General features: G+C 69.4%; 22 protein-coding genes and 1 pseudogene. 12 read left to right on the forward strand and 11 right to left on the reverse strand.

The annotated features are described in order from the left end of the window. The first annotated feature begins 117 nt into the window (after positions 1 to 117). The 3 genes from ACIQWX_RS06360 (at position 118) to ACIQWX_RS06370 (ending at position 2,661) form a co-directional block, all read left to right on the forward strand. A complete protein-coding gene (locus ACIQWX_RS06360) occupies positions 118 to 780 on the forward strand; it encodes an SCP2 sterol-binding domain-containing protein (RefSeq protein ID WP_400866363.1) in 663 nt (220 codons plus the stop codon). 69 nt (positions 781 to 849) lie between these two features. Next, positions 850 to 1,401, forward strand: a complete 552-nt coding sequence (locus ACIQWX_RS06365; RefSeq protein ID WP_400869414.1) for an SCP2 sterol-binding domain-containing protein — start codon at positions 850 to 852, stop codon at positions 1,399 to 1,401. A gap of 54 nt (positions 1,402 to 1,455) precedes the next feature. Continuing rightward, complete coding sequence (locus ACIQWX_RS06370; protein ID WP_400866366.1) at positions 1,456 to 2,661, forward strand: YDG/SRA domain-containing protein; 1,206 nt, start codon at positions 1,456 to 1,458, stop codon at positions 2,659 to 2,661. Here ACIQWX_RS06370 and ACIQWX_RS06375 read toward each other — a convergent pair. Next, a complete protein-coding gene (locus ACIQWX_RS06375; protein ID WP_400866369.1) occupies positions 2,648 to 3,121 on the reverse strand; it encodes an FxsA family protein in 474 nt (157 codons plus the stop codon). The two genes, ACIQWX_RS06370 and ACIQWX_RS06375, sit on opposite strands and share 14 nt — an antisense overlap. Positions 3,122 to 3,189: 68 nt before the next feature. Here ACIQWX_RS06375 and ACIQWX_RS06380 point away from each other — a divergent pair, with 68 nt between their 5' ends. Continuing rightward, complete coding sequence (locus ACIQWX_RS06380; protein ID WP_400866371.1) at positions 3,190 to 4,503, forward strand: hypothetical protein; 1,314 nt, start codon at positions 3,190 to 3,192, stop codon at positions 4,501 to 4,503. On the opposite strand, the gene ACIQWX_RS06385 is transcribed toward ACIQWX_RS06380, so the two are convergent. The 5 genes from ACIQWX_RS06385 to pdhA form a co-directional block, all read right to left on the reverse strand. Next, positions 4,479 to 6,425, reverse strand: a complete 1,947-nt coding sequence (locus tag ACIQWX_RS06385; protein WP_400869416.1) for an ABC transporter ATP-binding protein — start codon at positions 6,423 to 6,425, stop codon at positions 4,479 to 4,481. The genes ACIQWX_RS06380 and ACIQWX_RS06385 overlap by 25 nt on opposite strands. 20 nt (positions 6,426 to 6,445) lie before the next feature. Continuing rightward, complete coding sequence (locus ACIQWX_RS06390; RefSeq protein ID WP_400869418.1) at positions 6,446 to 7,036, reverse strand: TetR/AcrR family transcriptional regulator; 591 nt, start codon at positions 7,034 to 7,036, stop codon at positions 6,446 to 6,448. 124 nt (positions 7,037 to 7,160) lie between these two features. Beyond that, positions 7,161 to 8,483, reverse strand: coding sequence for a dihydrolipoamide acetyltransferase family protein (locus ACIQWX_RS06395; protein WP_400866373.1), 1,323 nt, complete (start codon positions 8,481 to 8,483; stop codon positions 7,161 to 7,163). 8 nt (positions 8,484 to 8,491) lie between these two features. After that, on the reverse strand, positions 8,492 to 9,484 hold the full coding sequence (locus ACIQWX_RS06400) for an alpha-ketoacid dehydrogenase subunit beta (RefSeq protein WP_400866376.1): 993 nt from the start codon (positions 9,482 to 9,484) through the stop codon (positions 8,492 to 8,494). Continuing rightward, a complete protein-coding gene (gene pdhA / locus ACIQWX_RS06405; RefSeq protein ID WP_400866378.1) occupies positions 9,484 to 10,689 on the reverse strand; it encodes a pyruvate dehydrogenase (acetyl-transferring) E1 component subunit alpha in 1,206 nt (401 codons plus the stop codon). The genes ACIQWX_RS06400 and pdhA overlap by 1 nt, the downstream gene beginning before the upstream one ends. A 370-nt stretch (positions 10,690 to 11,059) precedes the next feature. On the opposite strand from pdhA, the gene ACIQWX_RS06410 reads away from it, so the two are divergent. Next, complete coding sequence (locus ACIQWX_RS06410) at positions 11,060 to 12,481, forward strand: M20/M25/M40 family metallo-hydrolase (protein WP_400866381.1); 1,422 nt, start codon at positions 11,060 to 11,062, stop codon at positions 12,479 to 12,481. Positions 12,482 to 12,515: 34 nt separating this feature from the next. On the opposite strand, the pseudogene ACIQWX_RS06415 reads toward ACIQWX_RS06410, so the two are convergent. Further along, positions 12,516 to 12,949: pseudogene (locus tag ACIQWX_RS06415) on the reverse strand (transglutaminase family protein); the annotation flags it as partial. Between the two features lie 107 nt (positions 12,950 to 13,056). Continuing rightward, the gene (locus ACIQWX_RS06420; RefSeq protein WP_400866384.1) at positions 13,057 to 13,347 is read right to left on the reverse strand and encodes a hypothetical protein; all 291 of its coding nucleotides are present in this window, start codon (positions 13,345 to 13,347) and stop codon (positions 13,057 to 13,059) included. Positions 13,348 to 13,546: 199 nt separating this feature from the next. On the opposite strand from ACIQWX_RS06420, the gene ACIQWX_RS06425 reads away from it, so the two are divergent. From ACIQWX_RS06425 to ACIQWX_RS06440, 4 genes are all read left to right on the forward strand, one after another. Beyond that, positions 13,547 to 14,371 carry a basic amino acid ABC transporter substrate-binding protein gene (locus ACIQWX_RS06425; protein ID WP_400866386.1) on the forward strand — a complete coding sequence of 275 codons (825 nt, stop codon included), beginning with the start codon at positions 13,547 to 13,549 and terminating at the stop codon, positions 14,369 to 14,371. 81 nt (positions 14,372 to 14,452) lie between these two features. Beyond that, positions 14,453 to 15,256 (forward strand): amino acid ABC transporter permease, encoded by an 804-nt coding sequence (locus tag ACIQWX_RS06430; protein ID WP_400866388.1) that lies wholly within the window; start codon positions 14,453 to 14,455, stop codon positions 15,254 to 15,256. Continuing rightward, positions 15,253 to 16,011: an amino acid ABC transporter ATP-binding protein gene (locus ACIQWX_RS06435; protein ID WP_400866391.1), complete on the forward strand. Its 759-nt coding sequence runs from the start codon at positions 15,253 to 15,255 to the stop codon at positions 16,009 to 16,011. Before ACIQWX_RS06430 ends, ACIQWX_RS06435 begins: the two co-directional genes overlap by 4 nt. Positions 16,012 to 16,073: 62 nt before the next feature. Then, the gene (locus ACIQWX_RS06440) at positions 16,074 to 18,386 is read left to right on the forward strand and encodes an oxidoreductase (RefSeq protein ID WP_400866394.1); all 2,313 of its coding nucleotides are present in this window, start codon (positions 16,074 to 16,076) and stop codon (positions 18,384 to 18,386) included. Between the two features lie 47 nt (positions 18,387 to 18,433). Here the strand turns inward: ACIQWX_RS06440 and ACIQWX_RS06445 are convergent, their stop codons facing one another. Then, complete coding sequence (locus ACIQWX_RS06445; RefSeq protein WP_400866397.1) at positions 18,434 to 19,009, reverse strand: hypothetical protein; 576 nt, start codon at positions 19,007 to 19,009, stop codon at positions 18,434 to 18,436. Between the two features lie 165 nt (positions 19,010 to 19,174). On the opposite strand from ACIQWX_RS06445, the gene ACIQWX_RS06450 reads away from it, so the two are divergent. From ACIQWX_RS06450 to ACIQWX_RS06460, 3 genes are all read left to right on the forward strand, one after another. Then, positions 19,175 to 20,986, forward strand: a complete 1,812-nt coding sequence (locus tag ACIQWX_RS06450) for an NHL domain-containing thioredoxin family protein (protein ID WP_400869420.1) — start codon at positions 19,175 to 19,177, stop codon at positions 20,984 to 20,986. A gap of 1 nt (position 20,987) precedes the next feature. Beyond that, the gene (locus tag ACIQWX_RS06455) at positions 20,988 to 21,320 is read left to right on the forward strand and encodes a GroES family chaperonin (RefSeq protein ID WP_400866400.1); all 333 of its coding nucleotides are present in this window, start codon (positions 20,988 to 20,990) and stop codon (positions 21,318 to 21,320) included. Between the two features lie 413 nt (positions 21,321 to 21,733). Beyond that, positions 21,734 to 23,689: a VanW family protein gene (locus ACIQWX_RS06460; RefSeq protein ID WP_400866403.1), complete on the forward strand. Its 1,956-nt coding sequence runs from the start codon at positions 21,734 to 21,736 to the stop codon at positions 23,687 to 23,689. A 4-nt stretch (positions 23,690 to 23,693) separates the two neighbouring features. Here the strand turns inward: ACIQWX_RS06460 and ACIQWX_RS06465 are convergent, their stop codons facing one another. Next, entirely contained in the window at positions 23,694 to 24,401 is a 708-nt protein-coding gene (locus tag ACIQWX_RS06465) for a leucine-rich repeat domain-containing protein (protein WP_400866406.1), read from the reverse strand. Next, positions 24,398 to 25,237 carry a helix-turn-helix transcriptional regulator gene (locus ACIQWX_RS06470; protein WP_400866409.1) on the reverse strand — a complete coding sequence of 280 codons (840 nt, stop codon included), beginning with the start codon at positions 25,235 to 25,237 and terminating at the stop codon, positions 24,398 to 24,400. The genes ACIQWX_RS06465 and ACIQWX_RS06470 overlap by 4 nt, the downstream gene beginning before the upstream one ends. Between the last annotated feature and the right edge of the window lie 67 nt (positions 25,238 to 25,304).

Consider the following 25,304-nt stretch of genomic DNA (forward strand, 5'->3'; position numbering starts at 1 on the left):
CCCTGTTGCTGACGGGAGACGGTACCGGGCGCTGCCCCGTCAGGGTGATTTCGGCACGCTTGCCCGCCTACCTACTGGCGGGTAGCCTTACGCGTGAGTAACAGCAGAGGAGTGACCATGGCCGACAACGCCGGGATGACCAGCGCCGATCAGGTCGCGGTGCTCCGTGGGGCGGCGCTGCTGGACGCCCTGGAGCGGCTCGACCCGCTGAGCCCCGAGGCGCACGCCCTCGACGTGAACGCCCTCGCCGACGCGGTGAACCCGCGCGACCTCGGCAAGGACGACTTCCGAAGACTCCTGAACGCGCTCCTGAGGCTGGCCGCCCAGGCACCGGCGTTCGACTTGAGCAAGGTCGAGCCGGCCCGGTTCGCATCGTTGGTGGCCTCGGCGTCGCGCGCGCAGCTGGAGAGCGTGGTCGCGGAGAGGCCGTTGCGCGACCGGGTACTGGACGAAATCTTCGCCCGCATGGGCGCGCACATCAGGCCGGACAGGGCCCGCGACCTGCACGCGGTGGTCCACTGGCGCCTCTCGGGCGGAGTCGGAGAGGGCGGCTACGACCGCTACGAGACGGCGATTTCGCACGGCTCGTGCACGGTGAGCCGAGAGATGCACTCGGCCCCGCGAGTAACGATCACCATCGCCCCGGCCGATTTCTTCCGGCTCATCACCCACCAGGCAACACCGGCGGTGTTGTTCGTCACGGGCAGGATAAAGGTCAAGGGCGATCTGGCCTTCGCGGCGGGCCTGATCGGCTACTTCGACCTCCCGCATCCCGTGTAGTTTGTCGCTGTGCCCCGAAAGACGAAGTGGCGCCTTTCCCGGCCCCGCGGAGTACGCGCCGGCGACGCGGTGAACGCGTTCGCGGACAAGCTCGTCATGGCCAACTTGACGCCCGCGCAGTTCATCCAGGTCCTGGAAACCCTGCACATGCTGGGTTCGGCGGGAGCGGGCATCGAGCTCAGTTCTCTGTCGACGGACGTCCTGGTGGACGTGGTCCGCAGGTGTTCCCGCGACCAGCTGAAGGCGATTGCTTCTCATGCCGAGCTGCGTTCTGTGTTCCTTGACGAGATTTTCCGCAGAATGTCAGAACACTTTTCCCCAGCGCGAGCCCGCCACGTGGATTTCGTGGTTTCGTGGCGCTTTTCCGAGGGTGCGGGCGAGGACGGTTACGACCGTTTCCAGACGGTGATCGAGGACGGGGTGTGCGTTTCCTCGCCAGACCTGTCCCGATCACCGGACACAACGATCACGTTGTCGGTGGACGACTTCATCCGGATGGCCACAGGCAACGCAGCAGTGGCGGCGATGTTCGTGACGGGCCGGGTGAAGGTGAAGGGCGAGTACGCCCCGGCGGTGCGGTTCTCGAGCTACTTCGACATCCCCAAGCCAACCGTGGACTAGCTGTCGCACGGCGGTGACACCAAACTGTCGGTGTCCCACCTTAGAGTGGTCGACATGAGCCTTGCCGACGTGAACCATGAGCACGTTCTTGCCGCTATAGACGAGTTCAACGAACTCGGGCGAGAAGCATTCTTGAGCAAGTACGGCTTCGCGGAAGCGCGTCAGTACGTGGTCTCCCACCAGGGTCAGGAGTACGACTCGAAAGCGCTGATCGGCGCAGCACATCGCTTCGCGCAGGGGCGAGCACTTCGGCCGGCTGAGTTCAGCGGCGGGGTGAAGACCGTGGGCGCGCGGCTCCTCGACCTCGGTTTCGATTTTCACGATGTTCGGCCACCGGCCAAGAACAAGCGGGTCTACGGCGACATCCCGGGCTACCCGGAGGGATCGATGTTCGCTAGCCGGGCGGAGGTAGCGGAGAGTGGAGTGCACCGCGCCCTACAAGCGGGCATTGTGGGAACCGGCGAACTGGGTGCCGAGTCGATCGTTTCGTCGGGTGGCTACGAGGACGACGATGATCGCGGTGAAGAACTGATCTACACCGGTCACGGTGGGCGCGACGAGCGCGGACGCCAGGTCGCCGACCAAACGTTCGCCGCACCGGGCAACGCCGCCCTCCTGACCAGCTCACAGACCAAAGAGCCGGTTCGCGTGGTGCGCGGCCCGGATCCGAAGTCGCCGCACGCTCCTGACCAGGGTTACCGCTACGACGGTCTCTACCGGGTGGAAGCCGCAGCGATGGAGCGCGGCCAAGGGGACTACCTGGTCTGCCGGTTCCAGATGATCAAGTTGACCAACGCGGCGGACGTCAGTTTCGGTCTGGGTGACTACCTCCTCCCTTCGGAACCGGCGCACCCCGGGAAGACGATCGGTAACGCTGAACCGGAGCGCAAGCCCGTGACGGCGCAACGCATCGTCCGCACCACCAGGGTCGCGGAAGACGTGAAGAAGATGTACAACCACACGTGCCAGATCTGTAGCACCCGGTTGTCCGTCGGCAACGGCGAAGCGTATTCAGAAGGCGCCCACATCAAGGCACTCGGTGGCTTGCACCGCGGGCCCGATCAAATGTGCAACGTGCTGTGCTTGTGTCCCAACTGCCACGTGCAGTTCGACCGCGGCGCGATCGTGATCGACGCCAACCGCACTGTGCTTCGCGAGGGCACGCCGGCCGGCACTTTGAAGGAGATGCCTGGGCACGAGATCAAGGATGAGTTCCTCGAGTACCACCGACAGGTGTACTCCGAACTCACCCCTCGATGATCCGGCCCTCGATCACCGTCGGCTGGTCACGCCGCGGCCCCGGCTCCGAAGGCGGAACGACCTCGCTGTCCACCACCATCACCGGCCCCCGGCGTTGGTTGGCGAACCGGACCGCCCGCTTCTCCATCCGCCGCAGCCACCACCGCCGGACCAGTGCCCGGGACGGCGGGAGCATCAACAGCAACCCCAGCACGTCGCTCACGAACCCCGGGACCAGGATGAACACCCCGCCGAGCGCGACGAGCATGCCGTCGGTCAGTTCCTTCTCCGCCGGCTGCCCCGCCCGGGCCGCCGACGTGAACGCCCGCATCGCCTTGCCGCCCTCGCGGCGGGCCAGCCAGGAGCCCAGGAACGCGCCGGCCAGGAGGAGGCCCAGCGTGCCGAGGACGCCGACGGCCGAGCCCACCGCCCAGATCGCGGCGATCTCGGCGAAGACGTAAATCAACAACGCGACAGCCATACCCGGTCAACGAACGACCTGTCCGTTTTGCTCCCGCGCCCCGAAGCAACCGGCTAGTCTCACCCTTCGTGTCCGACTGGCTCCGCTGGCTGCTCATCGCGTTGTGCCTGGTCCTGGCCCTGCTGATCGCCACGCGAGGACGGCGTCGGCGGGGGTTCGCCGGGGTCACGTGGACTCGACCACAGCGGACGGCGAAGCGGCGTGGGATGGCCGCCTCCGTCCTCGGCTGGCTCGTCGTCGCCCTGGTCGTCGCCGGGGCGACCGGCGGTGGCCTGCTCTGGTTCCTCGGCTGGCCGCGGCTGCCCAGCGCCGCGCAGTTCGACGTCGGCCAGGTGCTCGACCTGCTGAAGATCGCCCTCTCCGTCGTGGCCGGCTTCGGCGGGGTCGTGCTGCTCGCCGTCAACTACCGGAAGCAACGGGTTGCCGAAGATGAGCACGACCTGGCCGTCCAGCGGGCTGAACGGGAAGCCGTTCAGAAGTTCAACGAACGGTTCGGCAGCGCCGCCGAACAACTGGCCAACGACAACGCCGCCGTCCGGCTCGCCGGGGTTTACGCCCTGGCCGGCCTCGCCGACGACTGGGCCGACAAGCGCCAGGTCTGCGTCGACGTCCTCTGCGGCTACCTCCGGATCACCCGCGAGGCCGACGGCGAACACGAGGTGCGGGAGGCGATCCTGCGCGTGATCCGCGACCGCACCCGTCAGAGCGGGAAGCTGTCCTGGTCCGCGCTCGACTTCGACTTCACCGGCGTCACCTTCGAAAACGCCGATTTCGCGCGGCGGAAGTTCAGCGGCGAAGTCCTGTTCGACGGCGCGGACTTCGTGGGCGGGGTCGCTTCCTTCGCCGGTGCCGAGTTCGGGAAGCTCCTGAGCTGCCACGGCACCCGGTTCTCCGCCGCCGAAACGAACTTCGGCGGGCTGACCTTCACCTCCGGCAAAGCCGAGTTCGTCGGTGCCGAGTTCGGTGGCGAGAAAGTCGACTTCGCCGACGGATACCTGCAGTCCTCGTCGGTGGCCTTCTTCCGCTGCCGCTTCCGCGCGCCCGTCGTCGACTTCTCGCAGCTGGACTTCACCTTCGGCCGGGTGGTGTTCGACCGGTGCGACTTCGCGGACCTCGAACTCGACCTCTCGATCGGCCTCGACGACCAGCCGTTCTCCCTGGTGCCGCTACTCGCCGAGAACTGCCGGTTCGAACGGTGCCGGATCGAGCTGGGCCGGGGTGGCCAAGCGGTCAAGCTCGCGGACTGCGTGCTCGACACCGTGACCGTCGCCGACACCGGCGAGCACCCGCAACAGCACCCGTGGCCGGGCAACGAGCTGCGCGGTGGCACCTCACTGCCCGGCCACTACGTGACGTCTCAGCTCGGCACCTCGTCGAGGTAAGCGCGCGCCTGGAGGGTGAACAGGTCCGCGTACCCCGCCTTCGCCGCCATCAGCTGCTCGTGCGTGCCGTACTCCGCCACCTTTCCGTGGTCCAGCAACAAGATCCGCTCCGCCTGCCGCACCGTCGAGAACCGGTGCGAGATGTACAACGTCGTCCGGCCCTCGGACAGCTCACGCAACCGCGAGAACAGGTCGTGCTCGGCTTGCGCGTCCAGTGCCGACGTCGGCTCGTCCAGGATCAACAGCGGCGCCTCGCGCTGGAACGCCCGCGCCAGCGCGATCTTCTGCCACTCGCCGCCGGACAGCGAAACGCCCTGGTCGAACCAGCGCCCCAGCGGGCTGTCGTAGCCGGACGGCAGCCGCTCGATGCGCTCGTCCGCGCCCGCTCGGCGGGCCGAGTCCTCGATGTGGGGGCGGTCCTCCAGGCGGCCCAGGTCGCCCAAACCGATGTTCTCCGCCGCCGTTCCCTGGTACGTCACGTAGTCCTGGAACATCGCGCTGATCCGCGTGCGCAGCTCCACCGGGTCGTACTCGCGGATGTCGACGCCGTCCAGCAGGATCCGGCCGCCGGTCGGGTCGTACAGCCGGCAGAGCAGCTTGAACAGCGTCGACTTGCCCGCGCCGTTGCGGCCGACCACCGCCACCGTCTCGCCCGGGTGGATCTCGAAGCTGACGTCCTCCAAAGCCGGCTCCTCCGCGCCCGGGTAGGCGAACGTCACCGAGTCGAACTCGATGTGTCCGTCCACTTTGGAGGGAAGCGGACGTGGCGAAGCGGGTGCCGTGATCTCCGGCTTCGTGTCCAGGAAGCGGTACAGCGTGTCCAAGTAGAGGTTGTTCTCGTACATCCCCGAAAACGCCGTGAACAGCCCGGACACCGACGTCTGCACGGACGTCGCCGCGGCCGTGTACAGCGCCAGGTCGCCGAGCGTGAGCCGCCCACCGACCGCCTCCAGTGCGATGTACAACGCGATCGCCGAGCCCGCGAACGTGCTCAGCAGCCCCCAGGACGTCGAGCTGATGTTGCGGTTGATCGTCAGCTTCCGCTGCCGCTCGTACGACACCAAGCCGAGCCGGCGGAACCGGTCGACGAAGTACGGGCCGAGCCCGAACAGCTTCGTCTCCTTGGCGTAAGTGTCCGTCGTGACCAAAGAGGACAGGTAGTCCATCCGGCGCTTGATCGGCGACATCAGGAACGTCAGCCAGAACGCGCGCGAGCCGTACTTCGACTGCGAGATGAACGCCGGGATCGGCGCCAGCAGCGCGACCAGTGCGAGCAGCGGGCTGATCGCGACGAGCAGCGCGATCATGCTGCCGAACGTGATCAGCGTCCGGACTAGCCCCAACGCCGAGTTCATCATCGACAGCGGCCGCGTCGGCGCTTCCTGCGCGGCCTGGCGCAGCATGTCGTAGGACGCCGAACCCTCGAAGTACGCGAGGTGCAGCTCGCTGGCGTGCGCCATCACCTGGTGGCGGATGGTCAGCGTCATGCGTTCCTGCAGTAGCGACTGCGCGATCGACGTCATGGCGCTGCTGATCGCGGTCGCGGCGAGCACGCCGAACTGGAACAACGCGACGTTCACGATGTCGCCCGTGGTCCCCTTGCCCTGGATCGCCGCGACGACCGCGTCGAGCAGCAGCTTCGCGACGTACGCGGTCACGGTCGGCAGCAGGCCCGACAGCAGCGTGATCAGCGCCAGGAGGATCGTCAGGATCGGGCTCGCCTGCCACGTCAGCTTGACGACCTTCGGCAGGCCGCGGACCGTGCCCGCCACGGACGTCTTCGCCCGCTTGAGCCGCGAGCGCAGGTCCTTCGGCTGGTCTTCCGGCTTCGGTTCGGGGATGTCGACGGGCCCGGTGAGCCCGCTCTCCGGCACCGTCGACGCGTGCCGCCGCCGGCCGCGCCTGGCCAGCATGAACTCCATGCCGCCCCCACCGCCCGGGATCACGGGGCCTCCACGGCGCCGTGCAGGAAGACGTCGACCACCTGGCGCGTGGTGGGCGCATCGCCGTCCGCGGCCATCGGGCGGCCGCCGAAGAGCAGGGCCAGGAACAGCGAGGCGAGCTGCTCGGGCGGCAGCCGCAGCCGGTCCTTCTCGGGGGTGAACAGCTCGACCATCGCCCCGCGCATGGTGGCCATCGACTCGCGGCGGCCGCCCTTCCACGAGCCGCGCCGGTCCTTGAGGCGCTGTTCGGGATCACGCTGCTTGTGCCGTCCGGACGCGTGCAGGGCGCCCATCAGCGCACCCATCCGCTCGAGGTGCGCGCCGAGCGCGTCGGCGGCCTCGACGAGCCGGTCCGCCAGCGGCTGGTCGACGGGGATGTCGGCGATCGCGTCGAGCACGTGGTCGGGCCGCAACGCCTCGGCGGTGCAGGCGTCGAACAGCTCGTCCTTGTCCTTGAACGCGCGGAAGATGGTGCCCTCGCCGATGCCGGCGGCGCGGGCGATCTGGCTGGTCGTGACGTTGGCGCCGTGCTCCATGAGGAGCGGCAGCACCGCGTGCACGATCATGGCGCGCCGGGCTTCGACGCTCATGCCCGGCGCTCTCCGCCGGGTTTCGGGTGCTGGTGTCATGCCGTCCAGTGTGCGGAGTGAGTGCTCACTCCGTCAAGCGGATAAAAGCGAGGGCCGCCCGAAGACGGCCCTCACCTGCGAAAACTCAGTACGTCATCGCCATGGCCGGGTCGGCCAGGAGCGCGCCGACGTCGGCCAGGAACTCCGAGCCCTGCTGGCCGTCGACCACCCGGTGGTCGAAGCTCAGCGACAGCTGGAGCACCTTGCGGACCTTGATCTCGCCGTCCACCACCCACGGCTGGTCCTTGATCGCGCCGAGGCACAGGATCGCGGATTCGCCAGGGTTGATGATCGGCGTTCCGGTGTCGACGCCGAACACGCCCACGTTGGTGATCGTGATCGTGCCGTTCGCCATGTCCGCCGGTGACGTCTTGCCCTCGCGAGCCACGTCGGTCAACGTCGTCAGCGCCTGAGCCAGCTCCTTCAGCGACATGGAATCGGCGTCGCGGACCTTGGGCACGATCAGGCCGCGCGGGGTCGCCGCTGCGATGCCGAGGTGCACGTAGTCCTTGTAGACGATCTCCTGCGCCGCTTCGTCCCAAACCGCGTTGACGTCGGGCGTGCGCTTCGCCGCCAGGCAAACGGCTTTCGCCGCGAACGTCAGCGGCGTGACCTTGACCCCGGCGAACTCGCGCGACTTCTTCAGCTTCTCGCGGAACTCCATCATCGGCGTGACGTCGATGGTCAGGAACTCCGTGACGTGCGGAGCGGTGTACGCGCTCTGCACCATCGCCGCCGCGGTCATCTTGCGGACGCCCTTGATCGGCACGCGCCGCTCGCGGGAGCCGCTGTCCACAGTGGACACTACGGGCGTGGCCACCGCTGCTCCGTTGGCTGCCCGCTCGACGTCCTCGCGGGTGATCACGCCACCGGAAGCGCTACCCGTCAACGCGTGCAGGTCGACGCCGAGGTCCTTCGCCAGCTTCCGCACCGGCGGCTTCGCCAGCGGGACGTACCCGCCGCGAGGAGCCGCGACCGGGGCCGGAGCCACCGCGACCGGAACAGGCGCAGGAGCCGGAGGTGCGGCAACAGCGGCAGCCGCACCCTTGCGGGCTCGCCGCTGCGTCACCACGGCCTTGGAGCCGTAGCCGACCAGCGGCTTCATCTCCTCTTCTTCAGCAGGAGCGGGAGCAGCGGCGGCGGGAGCAGCCGAAGCCCCACCGGGGTCGACGTCGATGGTGAGGATCGGCGTGCCGACCTCCACCGTCTGGCCCGGCTCGACGTGCAGCTCCGTGACCACGCCGGCCCACGGGATCGGCAGCTCGACGGCGGCCTTCGCGGTCTCGATCTCGACCACGATCTGGTTGACCGTCACCGTGTCGCCCGGCTTCACGTGCCAGTTGAGGATGTCGGCTTCGGTCAGCCCCTCCGCCGTGTCGGCCAGGGGGAACTGTTTGAACGTAGGCATGATCCCCCTTACCAGGCGAGCGAGCGGTCGACGGCGTGCAGCACCCGGTCCAGGTCGGGGAGGTAGTGCTCCTCGAGCTTGGCCGGCGGGTACGGCGTGTCGAACCCGGTCACCCGGAGGACCGGCGCTTCCAGCGAGTAGAAGCACTCCTGCTGGACGCGCGCCGCGATCTCCGACGTCAGCGACGACTCCGAGGGCGCCTCCGACAGCGCGATCAGCCGGCCGGTCTTGCGGACCGACTCGAACACCGGGCCGAGGTCCAGCGGCGAGAGCGTGCGCAGGTCGATGACTTCCAGGGACTTGCCCTCGTCCTCCGCCGCGGCGGCCGCGTCGAGGGCGACCTTCACCGACGGGCCGTACGCGACGACCGTCGCGGTCGTGCCTTCGCGCACCACCTGCGAGGAGAACATCTTCTGAGGCGTGCCGGTGACGTCGATCTCCGCGCGCAGCGCACCCGAGTGGTACAGCCGCTTCGGCTCGAAGAACAGGATCGGGTCGTCCGACTTGATCGCTTCCTGGATGCCCCAGTAGGCGTCGACGGCGTTCGAAATGGACACGACCTTGAGGCCCGGGATGTGCGCGAACAGCGACTCCGGCGACTCCGAGTGGTGCTCGACCGCGCCGATCCCGCCGCCGAACGGCACCCGGATCACGACGGGCATCTTGACCTTGCCCTGCGTCCGGTAGTGCAGCTTCGCCAGCTGCGAGGAGATCTGGTCGAATCCCGGGAAGATGAAGCCCTCGAACTGGATTTCGCAGACCGGCCGGAAGCCGCGCACGGCCAGGCCGACCGCGGTGCCGATGATGCCGGACTCCGCCAGCGGCGTGTCCAGCACGCGCTGCTCGCCGAAGTCCTTCTGCAGGCCGTCGGTGATCCGGAAGACGCCGCCGAGCTTGCCGACGTCCTCGCCCATGATCAGGACCTTGGGGTCTTCTTCCATCGCGCGGCGCAGGCCGAGGTTGAGCGCCTTGCCGATGGTGAGTTTCTGGAGGTCGGTCATCAGTGCTCACCCGCCGATACGAAGCCGTCGAGGTAGGACAGGAACTCTTCGCGCTGCGCGTCCAGCACCGGGTTGCCCTCGGCGTAGACGTTGCTGAAGATCCGGTCCGGCGGGGGCTCCGGCATGTTGAACGTGTACTCGCGCAGGTCCGCGGCGAAGGTGTCCGCCTCGGCCTGGACGCTGTCGAAGAACGCCTGGTCGGCGTAGCCGCCGCGGGCCAGGAACGCCCGGACGCGCTCGATCGGGTCCTTGAGCTTCCACTCCTCCAGCTCGTCGGAGAGGCGGTAGCGGGTCGGGTCGTCGGTCGTCGTGTGCGCGTCCATCCGGTAGGTGAACGCCTCGATCAGGACGGGTCCGTTGCCGTGGCGGCACTCGTCGAGCGCCCAGCGCGACACCGCCAGGCACGCGAGGACATCGTTGCCGTCGACGCGGATGCCGGGGAAGCCGTAGCCGCGGGCGCGCTGGTACAGCGGCAGGCGCGACTGGCGCTCGGTCGGCTCGGAGATCGCCCACTGGTTGTTCTGGCAGAAGAACACCAGCGGCGCGTCGTAGACGGCGGCCCAGACGAATCCTTCGTGGACATCGCCCTGCGAAGTCGCTCCGTCACCGAAGTAGCAGATGGTGGCTTCGCCGTCGTCGTCGCCGACCTTGCCCTCGAACTTCTGGCCCATCGCGTAGCCGGCGGCGTTGAGCACCTGGTTGCCGATCACGATGGTGTACGGGTGGAAGCCCGTGCCCTGGTAGTCCCAGCCACTGTGGTCGGTGCAGCGGAAGATGCCCAGCAGGTCCTTCATGTCGACCCCGCGCGCGTACGCGACGCCGTGCTCGCGGTAGCTGGGGAACGCCATGTCGTTCTTCTTCAGCGCCCGGCCGGAGCCGATCTGCGCGGCCTCCTGCCCGAGCAGCGGGACCCAGATGCCGAGCTGGCCCTGACGCTGCATGGCGTTGGCCTCGCGGTCGGCGCGGCGCACCAGCACCATGTCGCGGTAGAGCCCGCGCAGCGCTTCGGCGTCGACGTCCTCGACGTACTTGTCGAACTGGGGCGAGGGGACCCGTTCGCCTTCGGGGGTGAGCAGCTGAGTCAGCTCAGCGCCACCTTCGCTGGTTGCCCGCAATCCGGCGATCACCTGCTCGGGGGAAGGCTGGGCCGCTACGGCGGCCGGCCCGTCTCCGGGCTCCGGGTGCGTCCACTGTTCGGACGGCATGCGCAGTACTCCTCGGTGTCGGTGCCTCTGGCGGCCGCTTGTGGCGACCACAGCGACTGCACCGGCGGGGACCAGCGCATCGGGTCCGAAGCGCTCGGTCACCGTCGGCGTTGACGGTTCACGCCGCCATCCTGGCACGAAGGTCGCTGTCTTGGTCAGACGCGGTTGCTGATTTGTTGCTGAGAAAGGGGGTCTGAACAGGGAAAACGCTTGGAAGCCCGAGCATCGGACCTACGAGAGTAGGTAATCGACGCGCGCGCTCACCAGGCGTGGCCGCGTCACCACGCGCACCGGACCGCACGCGATCACCCACATCGGGGACGACCTTGTGATGTGCCGCACTGTCGGACCCGCGTGGCACGATGGCGGCGTGGAGCAGAAATCCGTTCGTGAATCCGTCGTGACGTCGTGGACCGACGACGTCGTCCCGAGCCTGTCGGGCCTGGTGGCCATCCCCGCCCTGTCCCCGGCCTTCGACGCCGACTGGGCGACCACCGGGCACCTGGCCGCCGCCGTCGACCACGTCCGCGAGTGGATCGCCGCGCGCGACCTGCCCGGCGCGACGCTCGACGTCGTGCAGCTCGAAGGCCGCACGCCGCTGCTGCTCGTCGACGTCCCGGCGACCCCGGGCGCGGCGGGCAAGGGCACCGTCCTGATGTACGGCCACCTCGACAAGCAGCCGCCGGTCGGTGGCTGGTCCGAGGGCCTCGGCCCGTGGACGCCGGTGATCCGCGACGGCCGGCTGTACGGCCGCGGGTCCGTCGACGACGGCTACTCCGGCTACGCGGCGACGACGGCGATCCAGGCCGTGCACGCGGCCGGCGGCGAGCACGCCCGGATCGTCGTGCTGCTGGAGACCGGCGAGGAGTCCGGCAGCCCCGACCTGCCCGCGTACGTCGAGCACCTGGCCGACCGGATCGGCGACGTCTCGCTGGTGGTCTGCCTCGACGCCGGCGGCAGCGACTACGAGCGGTTGTGGCTGGTCACGAGCCTGCGCGGGATGCTGCACCTGGATGTCACCGTGCAGCTGCTGGGCTCCGCGCAGCACTCCGGCGTCGCCAGCGGTGTCGTCGCCAGCTCGTTCCGCGTGCTGCGCAAGCTGCTCGAACGGCTCGAGGACAGCGCCACCGGTGAGCTGCTGCTCGACGAGCTGAAGGTCGACGTCCCGGCGAACCGGCTGGCCGAGCTGAAGGCCGTCTCGCAGGACTTCCCGGAGGCGCTCGCGACGGCGTTCCCGCTGGTCGAAGGCGGCCGCGTGATCACCGAAGACGCGCTGGAGCTGGCGCTCAACAACACCTGGCGCCCGACGCTCTCGGTGATCGGAGCCGACGGCTTCCCGAAGCCCGCCGACGCCGGCAACGTGCTCCGCGAGAGCACCACGCTGACCCTGAGCTTCCGGCTCCCGCCGACGGCCGACGCCGAGAAGGGCCTCGAAGCCGTCAAGAAGGCCCTGACCACCGACGTCCCGTACGGCGCGAAGGTCACCTTCGGGCACAACCCGCAGGCGGAGGACGGCTGGAACGCGCCGACCGAGGCGCCGTGGCTGACCACCGCCCTGCGCACGGTCAGCGACGAGGTCTTCGGCCAGCCGCACCGGGCGGCCGGCATGGGCGGGTCGATCCCGTTCATGGGCCTGCTCTCGCGCAAGTACCCGGAGGCGCAGTTCCTGGTCACCGGCGCGTGCGGGTCGGACTCGAACATCCACGTGCCGGACGAGTGGCTGCACCTGGACTACGCGCAGCGGGTCACCGAGGCCGTCGCGCACATCCTGGACGCCCACGCCCGCGGCTGACCTTCCCTGAGCGGCGCTCTCCCGGGAGCGCCGCTCAGGCCAGCCGGGTCAGGTGCACCGAGACGTCCAAAGTGGACTGACCGCCGGTGAAAATTCCCTTCAGCGGCGCCGGTCCAGACGTCCACCCAGGCGTGCGACTCGCCCTCGACCACCTCGCCGAGCTTGGCGTCCGGCTTCGTCCTGGCAGACGCCTTCGCGCGCTTGCCAGGCGTCCGTCGCGGTCGAGTGAACGCCGGTCGTGCCCGGCTGGTACTTGAGCTGCTTGTCACCCACTCGCACACCGCCAGCACGGCGTCCGCCGGATCCAGCCCGGTTCGCAACGCGGTGGGCCTCGCGCGCCAGTTCGGGGTCGCGCGGGGTGTAGTCGGTCGGCGTCAGGTATTCGGTGCGGTGGTCGACGACCGTGTCGGACCGCAGGTCCTTCCACGACGCCGTGCGGATCGGCTCGGCTTCGTCCGCGGTCTCGACGCGCCCGGGCCATCGGATCGGCCACGTTCGCCGCGCGGTACGAAACACCGCCGTACCTCGAGCCGTGCACGGAGGGCCTGGCCGCCGTCAGCCGGAAGCGGCGCTCGTCAGCGTTCCGTGTAGGCGAATTCCCAGCTGTCCTTGAACCCGACGTAGTAGCAAGGCAAGACGATGCGGTAGTACCGAGCGTAGTTGTTCTGGACCTGCACACATTCGGGTCGGTTGGCGAAGCCCCCGACGAACCCTTCGGCCTGCGTGTCCGCCAAGGCCGGTCCGCCGGCCGCCAAGAAAGATCCGGCGATCACGCCGGCCAAGACGGCCGCTCTGCCGCGATTCGACATCTCTGTTCCTCCCTCGTCCGCGAGCCGGACCCGGCCCACGTTTTCGACGGTAGCCACAGCCTGAAAAGTCGATCAAGATCCCGACAGGGTGTGATCCAGATCACTCGTATCGGATCATCGCAGCCGGCGCCCCTCCGTACGTTGCGCGTCACCCCGGCCATCGCAACGTGTCTGTAACGGGCAGTCGCTGGGCGTTGAGTCGATTGAGTGGCAGTATGCGTACTCTCAGAACCTGAGAACTACGAGGAGTGACGACGTGGCCCGAGTACCCCAACTCAAGGCGCTCGCCCTGATCCCGGCTCTCGCCCTGGCCGCCGGTGCCCTGGCCGCGTGCGGGGGCGACGAAGGCGGCACCGCCGCCGGTGGTGTCCAGCTCATCGCGGCGGGCAAGCTCACGACCTGCACGCACCTGCCCTACCAGCCGTTCCAGGTGAAGCAGGGCGACAAGATCGTCGGCTTCGACGTCGACCTCGTGGACCTGGTCGCGAAGAAGCTGAACGTCCAGCAGAACATCGTCGACATCGCCTTCGAGAACATCGAATCCGGCGAAGCGATGAACAGCGGCCAGTGCGACCTCGCCGCCGCGGGCATGACGATCACCGACGAGCGCAAGCAGAAGTTCGACTTCTCGAACCCGTACTTCGAGGCCACCCAGGCCCTGCTGGTCAAGGCCGGTTCGCCGATCAAGGACTTCAGCAACGTCGCCGGCAAGAAGATCGGTGTGCAGTCGGCCACGACCGGTGCCAAGTACGCCCAGGAGCACGCGAAGGGCGCCGAGATCGTCACGTTCGACGACCTCGCTCTTGAGGAGCAGGCGGTCAAGAACGGCACCGTCGACGCGGGAGTCAACGACAACGGCGTCCTGTACGACTTCGTCAAGACGAACCCCGACACGGCGGTCTCGACCGAGTTCAAGACCAACGAGTTCTACGGCATCGGCGTCAAGCAGGGTAACTCCGCCCTGGTCACGGCGATCAACGACGCGTTGAAGACCTCGGTGACGGACGGCACCTACGCGCAGATCTACCAGAAGTGGTTCGGCAAGGCGCCGACGTGGCTGCCCGGTAACCCGACCCAGTAAGACCCCCGCCTGTGGCCGGTGCTTCGGCACCGGCCACAGCGGTGTTTCCGACGCCCTTTCCGGGCCTGCTCGAGGAGTGAAATGGCACTGAGCCGACGCCGGCGACGCTCGGCGTTCCGGGGTGCGCAGTACGTCCTGTTGCTCGTGATCGTCGTCGTCTTCGCCCTCCTGGCCAACTGGGGCCAGATCGGCCGGGCGTTCTTCGACCTCGACGTCGCGGCGAAGCAGTTCCCCGACGTCATCACGGTCGCGCTGAAGAACACCATCATCTTCACCGCGCTCGGCTTCGCGCTGGGCCTGGGCCTGGGCCTTGTGCTCGCCCTGATGCGGCTGTCCTCGGTGGGGCCGTACCGGTGGTTCGCGCGCGCCTACATCGAGTTCTTCCGCGGCCTGCCCGCGCTGCTCATCTTCCTGGCCGTCGGCGTCGGCGTCCCGATCGCGTTCCCGGACACCCACCTGCCGCGCAACATCTCCATCATGATCGCGCTCGGCATCGTGTCGTCGGCCTACATGGCGGAGACGATCCGGGCCGGTATCCAGGCCGTTCCGCGCGGGCAGGTCGAGGCCGCCCGCTCGCTCGGCATGTCGCCCACGCGGTCGATGATCACCATCGTCATCCCGCAGGCGTTCCGGATCGTGCTGCCGCCGCTGGCCAACGAGCTGATCATGCTGACCAAGGACTCGTCGCTGGCGTTCCTGCTCGGGACGACGCCGGCGCAGCAGGAGCTCGCGCAGTTCAGCCGCCAGGCGCTGCTGGAGGCGAAGGGCCTGACCCCGATCGTCGTCGCGGGTCTCTGCTACCTGGTCATCACCATCCCGCTGTCGATCCTGCAGCAGCGGCTGGAGAAGAAATACGGGGCCGGAGTGGCCGGGGGTACCAAGTGAGCGACGTGATCGTCGAAATTTCCGGCCTGCACAAGGCGTTCGGCTCGCTCGAGGTGCTCAAGGGCATCGACCTGCAGGTCGAGCGCGGCCAGGTCGTCTGCATCATCGGGCCGTCCGGCTCGGGCAAGTCGACGCTGCTGCGCTGCGTGAACCTCCTCGAGGAACCGCAGCAGGGCAAGATCGTCGTGAACGGCAACGAGATCACCGACGAGGACGTCGACATCGACGGCGCCCGGCGCAAGATCGGCATGGTCTTCCAGGGCTTCAACCTCTTCGCGCACCTGACGGTCCTGGAAAACCTGACCGTCGCGCAGCGCAAGGTCCTCAAGCGCGGCAAGGAAGAAGCCGAGCGGATCGCGCGCGAGAACCTCGAGAAGGTCGGGCTGAGCGAGAAGGAGACGTCGCTGCCCGGCCAGCTTTCCGGTGGTCAGCAGCAGCGTGTCGCGATCGCGCGGGCGCTGTCGATGAACCCGGACGTGATGCTGTTCGACGAGCCGACGTCCGCGCTGGACCCCGAGCTGGTCGGCGACGTGCTCGCCGTCATGCGGCAGCTGGCCGAAGAGGGCATGACGATGCTGGTCGTGACGCACGAGATGCAGTTCGCCCGCGAGGTGGCCGACAGCGTGCTGTTCATGGACGGCGGCGTCGTGGTCGAGCAGGGCCCGCCGAGCCAGGTGATCGGCGACCCGCAGCACGAACGCACGAAGTCGTTCCTGAAGCGGGTCCTGGATCCGACGCACAGCCTCGACGACTGAAACGCCTGCGAATTCCGTTCGCGTTCGCTACTTTGAGAGTGGGGTGAGGGAGGGGGCAGTCCGTGACGACCGAAAGCGCGCTGCCTCCCCTCGACCCCTTCGCGGGCATCCCCGACCGCCGCTACGAAGTCAAGGCCTCCGACCTGCTGAAACCCGGCAACGGCGGGTTGCTGCGCTGGCGCCGGACGGCCACCAACGCGCCGATCGTCTACGTCGAGGACGCCTACATCACCGGCACGCTGGACCTGCGCGCCGCGGACCTGAAGTACCTGTTCCGGTTCGAGCGCTGCCGGTTCGAGCACCCGCCGGACGTGCGCGAGGCCAACCTGCTCGGGCTGGTGTTCCGCAAGTGCTGGCTGCCCGGGCTCAAGGCCCGCAACATGCGCAGCCGCAACGACGTCCGGCTGATCCGCAGCGTCGTGCAGGTCGACGGCGCCGACCGCGAGATCGAGGAGACGACCGTCCAGCGCGGCGACGACCGCGAACGCGGGATGCCGAACGCCGCGGTCAACCTGACCGACGCCGTGATCGAGGGCTCGCTGGTGCTGACCCGCACGGTGATCGCCCACCCGCACGGCAAGGCGATCCACGCCGACCGGCTGGTGCTCGCCGGCGCGCTGCTGGCCTACCGGATGGTCGCGAACGGCGAAGTCCGGCTCCCGGGCCTGCGGACCGGCGGTAACGTCAACTTCTCCGGCGCCACGCTCAACAACCCGGACGGCTTCGCGCTCAACGGCAACGGCCTGCACATCGGCGGCAGCCTCCTGTGCGAGGTCGACAACTACGGGCCCGCCAGCCAGCGGAAGCGCTTCTCCGCCACCGGGATCATGTACCTGCCGAGCGCCACGGTGGACAGCGACATCGTGCTGCGCGAGGCCAAGCTGACGGTGTCCCAGCAGGGCCCGATCGCCGTCGACGCCTGGAAGTCCAACGACCCGTACATCGACCCGCGGCCCGCGCTGGTGGCCGACCGGCTGCGCGTCGACGGCAACGTCGAACTGTCCGACGGCCTCCAGGCGCTGGGGACGCTGCGCATGGTCAACGCCCGCATCGGCGGCTCGCTGCGGCTGGCCGGCGCCGAGGTCAGCGTGGTGCGCGGCAAGTCCCAGCCGTACTACGACCGCGCGCTGCACCTGGACGGCACGGAGATCGGCGGCGACATCGAGGCGACGAGCCTGCGCGTCCCCGCCGGCCAGCTGCGCCTGGCCGACGTCACGGTCGGCGGCAACTTCCTGGCCTGGAACTCGATGTTCCGCCACCCCGGCCGGGACGTGTTCTCGGCGCGCCGCTCGAAGATCGCGGGCAACTTCCAGCTCACGGACGCGACGATCCACGGCACGCTGCGCCTGCAGGGCGTCGAGGTCGGCGGCTCGATCAACCTGGCGGGCACGCGGCTGACCGAGCCAGGACTGCGCGCGACCAGCAGTTTCTCGCTGGACATCCGGACGGGCCGGATCGGCCGCGACCTGACTTTGCGGGACAACAACAGCCGCCCGTTCGTCGCGGAGGGCGGCGTCAACCTCGACGGCGCCCAGGTCGCCCGCCGCGTGGACCTGCGCGGTTCGGAGCTGAGGTCGCTGCCGCCGTTCAGCGTGGCGCTGGACGCGGGCGACGTCGCGGCGGACGAGTTCACGCTGACGCCGAACCTGCCCCCGGCCGGCCGGGTGGTCCTGCGCCGGGCGCACTGCGGAACGTTGACGGACAACGACGAGTTCTGGGCCTCGTCGGGCGGAATCGAGCTGGAGGACTTCCGCTACGACGCGCTGGGCCGGGGAATCCCGCTCGACGACGACAAGGCGCTGGATCGTCGGATCGAGCTGCTCCGCAAGGCAATGCGCGGTTACCGTCCGGGCCCGTACGACCAGCTGGCCCACATGCTCCGCGCGGCGGGCAACGAAGAGCACGCGTCGACGGTGGCGTTGCGCAAGCAGCAGTTCAGGTACGAGGCACTGGCCCGCGGCTTCAAGTTCTTCGGCCCGGGGGTCCGGCTGTGGAGCTGGCTGCAGCGGTCGATGGTCGGGTACGGCTACCGCCCGGTACGCGCGCTGGGGTGGCTGTTCACGCTGCTGGTGCTGGGCAGTCTGTGGTTCGGGCTGGGAACGGACGACTGCACCACCTGGAAGTCGGACGAGACGCACCAGATCATCGCGAACGGGCCGCGGTGCGTGGTCAACCAGCAGGACACGGGCCTGCAGTGGAACCCGGTGATCTACACGGCGGATCTGCTGGTGCCGATCGTGGACTTCGGGAACAAGTCGCGCTGGTACATGCACGGAACGGACATCTGGGTGGCGGCCGGGTTCACGGCCTCCGGGTGGATCTTGGCGACGACGGTGGCCGCGGGGGTCAGCCGGATGCTGCGCCGGGAGAATTGATCGCTCTTCGGCTTTCTAGCGCACGTTCTAGAGAACGCCAGAGTCCGTTAGTCGATGAAGCGGGACCAGAAGTCTATGTAGCGGGGCCCGTCCGGCGGGGCCGTGCTGATGCCGCCCGCCGCGAACTCGCGGTGCAGGTAATCCCGCAGGTCACAGCCGTACACGATGATGTCCGTCTGGTACACCGAGAGCACCGGGAAGCCCGTCGTGCCCGGCATTCCCGGCAGGTACCGGTGCCCGCAGACCGGCACCAGCTGGGGCACGCCGGCCAACCGGCGGCGGGCTTCGCGGACCGCGTCCTCCGGGCCGACCGGGCGCGTGCCCCAGTCGGGGAGCCAGAACCCGTTGTGCTCGACGTCGTAGAGGACGCCGTCGACCGGCCAGGCCAACCGTTTGCGCAGCTGCTCCGGGTTGCCGCAGCGCCAGTCCGGCCAGCGGTCGCCGATCGGGACGCCGGCGGACAGGAACGTGCGGTGGTCCGCGGCGAAATGGAAACCGAAGCGGCGCTCGACGTCGTCGAGCTCGGGTCCGGTCAGCCCGGGACGCACCGGTTCCCGGAGGTTCTCCTGCAGGTGCCGTGCCTCCTCGAAGGTGAGGGCGCCGGCCGGCTGGACGGGGGTCATGTGCCGAGCCTAAGCGGCGGCTCACCCCGCCGCGCGTCCTTTTCCGCCGTTTTCACGGGGCACCCCCATGGGGTGAGTTTGTTCTCTCATCGGCTGGACTTCGGAACAGAGGGTGAACGCGTGTAGTTCACTCTTGCCGTGACTTCACCCCGACCGCAGGCCCGCGTGCGCGCCCCCGAGCTGCGCGGCGACCTCTGGCTGAACACCGGCGGCCGCCCGCTGACCCTCGCCGAGCTGCGCGGACGCATCGTCCTGCTGGACTTCTGGACCAGCGGCTGCATCAACTGCCTCCACGTCCTCGACGAGCTGCGACCGCTGGAGGCCGAGTTCGCCGACGTGCTCGTCACCATCGGCGTCCACTCGCCGAAGTTCCTGCACGAGGGCGAGCCCGCGTCGATCGAAGCCGCGGTCCGGCGCTACGACGTGCACCACCCCGTCGTCAACGACCCGACGATGGAGCTGTGGTCGCAGTACGCGGTCCGCGCGTGGCCGACGCTCGCCGTCGTCGACCCCGAGGGGTACGTCGTGCACGTCGCCGCGGGCGAAGGGCACGAAGAGGCACTTCGCCGCGTCATCGCGGACCTCGTCACGAAGCACGAAGCGAAGGGGACGCTCCGCCGCGGCGGCAGCCCGTACGTGCCGGTCGAGGAGCAGGTCAGCGAGCTGCGGTTCCCGAGCAAGGCCGTCGCGACGGCCGAGGGACGCGTCCTCGTCGCCGACACCGGCCACCACGCGATCGTCGAGTTCGCGTCCGACGGCGAGACCGTCATCCGGCGCTTCGGCAGCGGGGAACGCGGCGGCCAGGACGGCCCGTTCGACATCGCGACCTTCGCCGAGCCGTCGGGCATCGCGCTGCTGCCCTACGACGTCGCCGAGCGCGCCGGCTACCACGCCGTCGTCGCCGACACCGCCGGTCACCGGCTGCGCGGCCTCGACCTGATCACCGGCGAGGTGACGACGGTCGCCGGCACCGGCGCGCAGTGGCGCAGCGGGCCGGACTCCGGCAAGGGCGTCGAGGTCGACCTGACGAGCCCGTGGGACGTCGTCTGGTACGGCCCGGCCGGCGGGATCGTCGTCGCGATGGCGGGCAACCACACGTTGAGCGTGTTCGACCCGGTCTCCGGCAGCATCCGCCGCTTCGCCGGGACGACCGTTGAAGGCCTGCGAGACGGCGACGTCGGCGAAGCGTTCTTCGCGCAGACGTCGGGGCTCGCCGTGGACGGCGACAAGCTGTGGCTCGCCGACGCCGAGACGTCGGCGCTGCGCTGGATCGAGCCCGACGGCGAGTCGTTCACCGTCCACACGGCGATCGGCGTCGACCTGTTTTCGTTCGGCCACACCGACGGCCCGGCCGACAAGGCGCTGCTGCAGCACCCGCTCGGCTTGGCGGTGCTGCCCGGCGACAAGATCGCGATCGCCGACACCTACAACGGCGCCGTACGCCGCTTCGACGTCTTCACGCGCGAAGTGACCACGATCGCCACCGGGCTTTCGGAGCCGCAGGGGCTACTTCTGCACGACGGCGAGCTGCTGGTCGTCGAGTCGGCGGGCAACCGCATCGGCCCGCTGTCCGCTGCCGAGCCGACGGTCGTGTCGGGAGACGCGCACGCCGTCCGCCGACCGCCGACGGTGCTGGCGCCCGGCGAGATCGACTTTTCGGTCGTCTTCAGCGCGCCGCCGGGCGAGAAGCTCGACGACCGCTTCGGCCCGTCGACGCGGCTGGAGGTCAGCGCGTCGCCGCCGTCGCTGCTGGTTGAGGGCGGGGGAACCGGCACGGACCTGAAGCGCACGATCCGGCTCGCCGACGGCGTGACCGAGGGTGTGCTGCAGGTCGTCGCGCAGGCCGCGAGCTGCGACGACGGCGGCGAGCACCCCGCGTGCCGGATCACCCGCCAGGACTGGGGCGTGCCGGTGCGCCTGGCCGCGGACGGGGCGCGGGAGCTGAGCCTGGTCATGGCGGGTGAGCCGGCCGAGTAGCATGCGGAGCGTGTCTGCCGGGCCGAAACTCGAGATCCAGATGCTGCACGACCGCGTGCTCGTGCGGCTGTCGCCGGAAGAGGGCGAGCGCCGCAGCAGCGGCGGCATCGTGATCCCCGCGACGGCGCAGGTCGCGCGGCGGCTCGCGTGGGGTGATGTACTGGGCGTCGGCAACAGTGTGCGGAACGTCAAGACCGGCGACCGCGTGCTCTTCAACCCGGACGACCAGCTCGAGGTCGAGATCCAGGGCGAAGGGCACCTGGTGATGCGCGAACGCGACATCCACGCGGTGGCGATGGAGCGGACCGAGCACGGCACGGGGCTCTACCTGTAAGCCGGCTCCCGCGGAGGGGCAGGGGCGTGGCGGACGACGACGAGCGCGAGCGCGCCGAGGTGTGGGAGCCGGGGGGTGCGGAGCCTGCCGTGGCTGAGCCCGGGGTGGGGGAGCCGGCCGAGGTTGCGCCCGAGACGGCTGCGCTTGGCGGGGAGTTACCCGCCGCGCCTGAAGCCGGGACCACGGATTCGCCTGCGGCGGAAACGCCCGCTGCCGAGCCACCCGCAGGGGTGGAGGTCGCGGCGGCGGATCCGGTCGGTGCGCTCGAAACCGAGGTCGGGGGCTCGGCGCCTGCCGCGCCCGAAGGTCCGGCGGCTGATGGCCTGGCCGCTACGACCGTGCTCGCCGAGCCCGCGGCTGAGGTCGAGGCGGCTGCGCCGGCTGCCGCCGGGGGTGCTGGCGAGCTGGCTGCCGTGGCTTGGCCTGCGGAGCCTGTCGTCGGGGAGCCGCCCGCGGTTGAGGTCGCCGGGACCGCGGAAACGCTCGCCGCCGAAAGCGCGGCCGGGCCCGTTGCGGCGCCGTCCGCGGTTGCGGTGGCCGAACCCACTGCGCAAGTCCCGGCCGTCGATGACGCCGGCGTCACCGCGGATCTCTTCTCCGATGATCTGCTCGGCGAACTCCTCGAAACCCCCGCTCCGCCGCCCGCGCCCGAAACGCCGGCGCGGAAGCTTCGGAAGGGCGTTGCCCGGACCATGATGTCCATCGGGATCGCGCTCGGGCTCTTCGTCATCCTCTACGCCGTCGATCTGCTCGTCAGCGCCGGTGATGTGCCGCGCGGGGTGACCGTTGCCGGGATCGATGTCGGGGGGCTCAGCCACGCCGAAGCCGAAGCCAAGCTGCGCAAGCAGCTCGAGCCGCGGCTGACCAAGCCCGTCGTCATCCACGCCGGCGATGTGCAGGCCGAGCTCGTGCCCTCGAAGTCCGGGCTCGGGCTCGACTGGCCGAACACCCTCGGGCTCGCCGGGCACCAGCCGCTCAGTCCGATCACGCGGGTCATGTCCTTCTTCTCCAGCCGCGAGGTCGGTGTCGCCACGCGGACCGACCCCAACCAGATCAGCCAGGCCGTGCGCGAACTCGCCGACGGCAAGCTGAACCACCCGGCCACCGAAGGCGCGGTCGGGTTCGTCGCGGTCGAGGGCAGCGACGGCCGCGTCACGCCCTACCCGATCCTGCCGCGGCAGGGTCAGCAGCTGACCGACCTCGGCGGCGCCGTGCGGACCGTCACCGACCACTGGCTCGACCCCGGCGGCGTCAAGCTCGGCATGGCGATCACACCCGTGAAAGCCACCGCCGCCGGCGTTCAGGCCGCCTACCAGCAGGTCGTCGTGCCCGCCGTGGCGCAGCCGGTCGTCGTGCACGGGCAGGGCAAGGACGTGCCGCTCACGCCCGCCACCATCGCGTCGGCGTTCCAGTTCGCCGCCGTCGAGGGCGGGGCCGTCGAGGTCCGCATCGACCAGGGCAAGCTGCAGGCCGCCCTCAAGGACCCGCTGGCGAGCACCGAGACCGACGGCAAGGACGCCCAGATCGTCTTCACCGGCGACCAGCCCGCCGTCGAGCCGTCCGAGGACGCCCGGAAGGTCAACTGGGAGAAGACCTTCCTGCCGCTCATCGACGTGCTCAAGAAGACCGGCGGCCGGGACCTGCCCGTCGTCTACAGCGCGTCGAGCCCCAGCGTGACGACCGACGCCGCCAGCGCGCTCGGCATCAAGGAGGTCGTCGGCGAGTTCACCACCGGCGGCCTGGCCGGCCCGGCCGCGACGAACAACCGGACGCTCGCCGCCCGCGTGTCCGGCACGATCGTCAAGCCCGGCGAGACCTTCAGCCTCAGCGCCCGCTCCGGCCCGCGCACCGCAGACGCCGGCTACGTGCCCGCCCCGGCCGACGAAGACGGCACCGGCGCCGAAGTCGTCGGTGGCGGCGTCTCCCAGCTCGCGTCCACTTTGTACAACGCGGGCTACCTCGCCGGCCTGACCGACGGCGGTCACCTCGAGCACGACCACTACCTCGACCGCTACCCCGCCGGCCGCGACGCCAAGGCCGTCAACGCCGACGGCAGCGCCGTCGAGCTCAAGCTGACCAACGACTCGCCGACCGGGATCGCCGTCCAAGCCACCGTTTCCGGCGACTCCGTGACCGTCCGGATCTGGGGCACCCGCCACTACCGCGTCGAGAGCCAGACCGGCGCGCAACTCCCCGGCGATCCGCCACCGGTCCAGTTCGGCGGCACCGAACCCTGCGTGCCCTCGATCGGCACGCCCGGCTTCAGCGTCACCGACACGCGCGTGCTCTACGACGTCACGAGCGGCGCCGAGATCCGCCGCACGTCGCACACGGCGACCTACGGCCCGCGTCCGACCGTCCTCTGTTGAGTTGTCAGCGAAGGACCATGCAACCAGCCTCCTCGAAGTCGCGCAGCCACGCCGGCTCCCGGAGGTGCTTGTTCCACCGCAGATCCAGCTTGTTTAATTTGGACAGCTGAGCGATCGACGACGGCAAGGTCTCCAGCAGGTTCTCCCGCAGGTCGAGCTGGCGCAGCTCGCTCAGCGAGCCGATCGACGACGGTAGCGACGTCAACCGGTTGCCCCGCAGGTGCAGCTCCCGCAGAGAACCGAGCGCACCGATCGACTCCGGCAACGCGGTCAACCCGTTGCGGTAGAGCCGGAGTTCGCGCAGCGAAGCCAACCCGGAGAGATCCGCGGGCAGCGACGAAATCCGATTGTCCGTGCACCCCAGGTACCGCAACCGGTCCAGCCGGCACCACGCCGAAGGGAACGACGTCAGCCGGTTGTCGCTGACGTACAGGTACTCGGTGAGCCCGGCCAGGTCGCCCAGCTCGTCCGGCAACACGTCGAACTCGTTGTGCCCCAGGTCCAGCGTGTGCAACGACGTCAGCGCCGAGATCCCCGGCGGCAGCGAAGAAAGCCGGTTCGCCGCCAGGTTGAGCACCTCCAGCCGGGTGTGCGCCCAGAGCGAAGAAGGCACCGCCGCAAGCGAATTGCGGTACAGATCGAGCCGGGTCACCCCCGGTGGCAGCGAAGGCACCGACGTCAGCCCCTGACCGCTCAACTCGACCGACGTCATGACGGCCTCCTGGTCCGGGGCAGCAACGCCCGGCTGCGAGCGTCGTCCGGAGTGGACACCTGGATTCGCAGCCCCGGCGCCTCGGACACCGCCAGTTCGGTCAGCCGGAGGTTCATCCGGCCGGCCTGGGGGTGGTTCAGCTGCCGCAGCCGCGCCTGGGGTTCGGCGACCTCGTGCCGGGCCCACAGCTCGGCGAACTCCGGGCTCAGCGCCGACAACCGGCGGATGTCCTCTTCCCACGATGGGTCGCCGACGTGCCTGCCGTACTCGGCGCGCAACCGCGCGACCATGTAGGGGACCTCCTCGTCGTAGTTCACGAAGAACCGCCGCGCGTTCGGCTCGGTCACGCAGCACCACAGCAGGTTCTTGTGCAGGCACGGCAAGCTGTGCCACTCCCAGAACAGCTCCTCCTGGGCCGCGTTCGACTCCAGGATGTCGAACCGGCCGTTGACCAGCGTGGCGGGCAGCGGGTCGAGCGCGCGCAGCACCTCGCGCACGGTGTCCGGCACCGTTTCCACCGTCGACGGCAGCCGCGACGGCGTCAGCTCCGCCAGCCGGTACAGGTGCTCCCGCTCCGGCGGTTCCATCCGCAGCGTGCGCGCCACGGCGTCGAGCACCTGCGAGCTCGCGTTGATCGGCCGCCCCTGCTCCAGCCACGTGTACCAAGTGACGCCGACGCCGGCGAGCAGCGCCACCTCCTCGCGGCGCAACCCGCTCAAGCGACGGCGTGGGCCGGGCGCGAGCCCGACCTCCTCCGGGCCGATCCGCGCGCGGCACGCCTTGAGGAACTGGCCGAGTTCCTCTCGGCGGCTGGTGTGGACCGGCGTCTGGGTCATGCGGACATGGTGCCGGAGGGGTACGACAATTCTGGCCGAAGCAGGTACTCCCAGCACCAGCATCACC

This window comes from Amycolatopsis sp. NPDC098790 (assembly GCF_044759945.1).
Lineage (GTDB): Bacteria > Actinomycetota > Actinomycetes > Mycobacteriales > Pseudonocardiaceae > Amycolatopsis.

What these genes read in the sequence shown, in the direction of transcription:
- ACIQWX_RS06465 (WP_400866406.1), bottom strand. Translation starts at nt 24,401, where the DNA reads ATGACGTCGGTCGAGTTGAGCGGTCAGGGGCTGACGTCGGTGCCTTCG.
- ACIQWX_RS06385 (WP_400869416.1), bottom strand. Translation starts at nt 6,425, where the DNA reads ATGGAGTTCATGCTGGCCAGGCGCGGCCGGCGGCGGCACGCGTCGACG.
- ACIQWX_RS06445 (WP_400866397.1), bottom strand. Translation starts at nt 19,009, where the DNA reads ATGACCCCCGTCCAGCCGGCCGGCGCCCTCACCTTCGAGGAGGCACGG.
- ACIQWX_RS06395 (WP_400866373.1), bottom strand. Translation starts at nt 8,483, where the DNA reads ATGCCTACGTTCAAACAGTTCCCCCTGGCCGACACGGCGGAGGGGCTG.
- ACIQWX_RS06375 (WP_400866369.1), bottom strand. Translation starts at nt 3,121, where the DNA reads ATGGCTGTCGCGTTGTTGATTTACGTCTTCGCCGAGATCGCCGCGATC.
- ACIQWX_RS06390 (WP_400869418.1), bottom strand. Translation starts at nt 7,036, where the DNA reads ATGAGCGTCGAAGCCCGGCGCGCCATGATCGTGCACGCGGTGCTGCCG.
- ACIQWX_RS06430 (WP_400866388.1), top strand. Translation starts at nt 14,453, where the DNA reads ATGGCACTGAGCCGACGCCGGCGACGCTCGGCGTTCCGGGGTGCGCAG.
- ACIQWX_RS06470 (WP_400866409.1), bottom strand. Translation starts at nt 25,237, where the DNA reads ATGACCCAGACGCCGGTCCACACCAGCCGCCGAGAGGAACTCGGCCAG.
- ACIQWX_RS06455 (WP_400866400.1), top strand. Translation starts at nt 20,988, where the DNA reads ATGCGGAGCGTGTCTGCCGGGCCGAAACTCGAGATCCAGATGCTGCAC.
- ACIQWX_RS06370 (WP_400866366.1), top strand. Translation starts at nt 1,456, where the DNA reads ATGAGCCTTGCCGACGTGAACCATGAGCACGTTCTTGCCGCTATAGAC.
- ACIQWX_RS06400 (WP_400866376.1), bottom strand. Translation starts at nt 9,484, where the DNA reads ATGACCGACCTCCAGAAACTCACCATCGGCAAGGCGCTCAACCTCGGC.
- ACIQWX_RS06360 (WP_400866363.1), top strand. Translation starts at nt 118, where the DNA reads ATGGCCGACAACGCCGGGATGACCAGCGCCGATCAGGTCGCGGTGCTC.
- pdhA (WP_400866378.1), bottom strand. Translation starts at nt 10,689, where the DNA reads ATGCCGTCCGAACAGTGGACGCACCCGGAGCCCGGAGACGGGCCGGCC.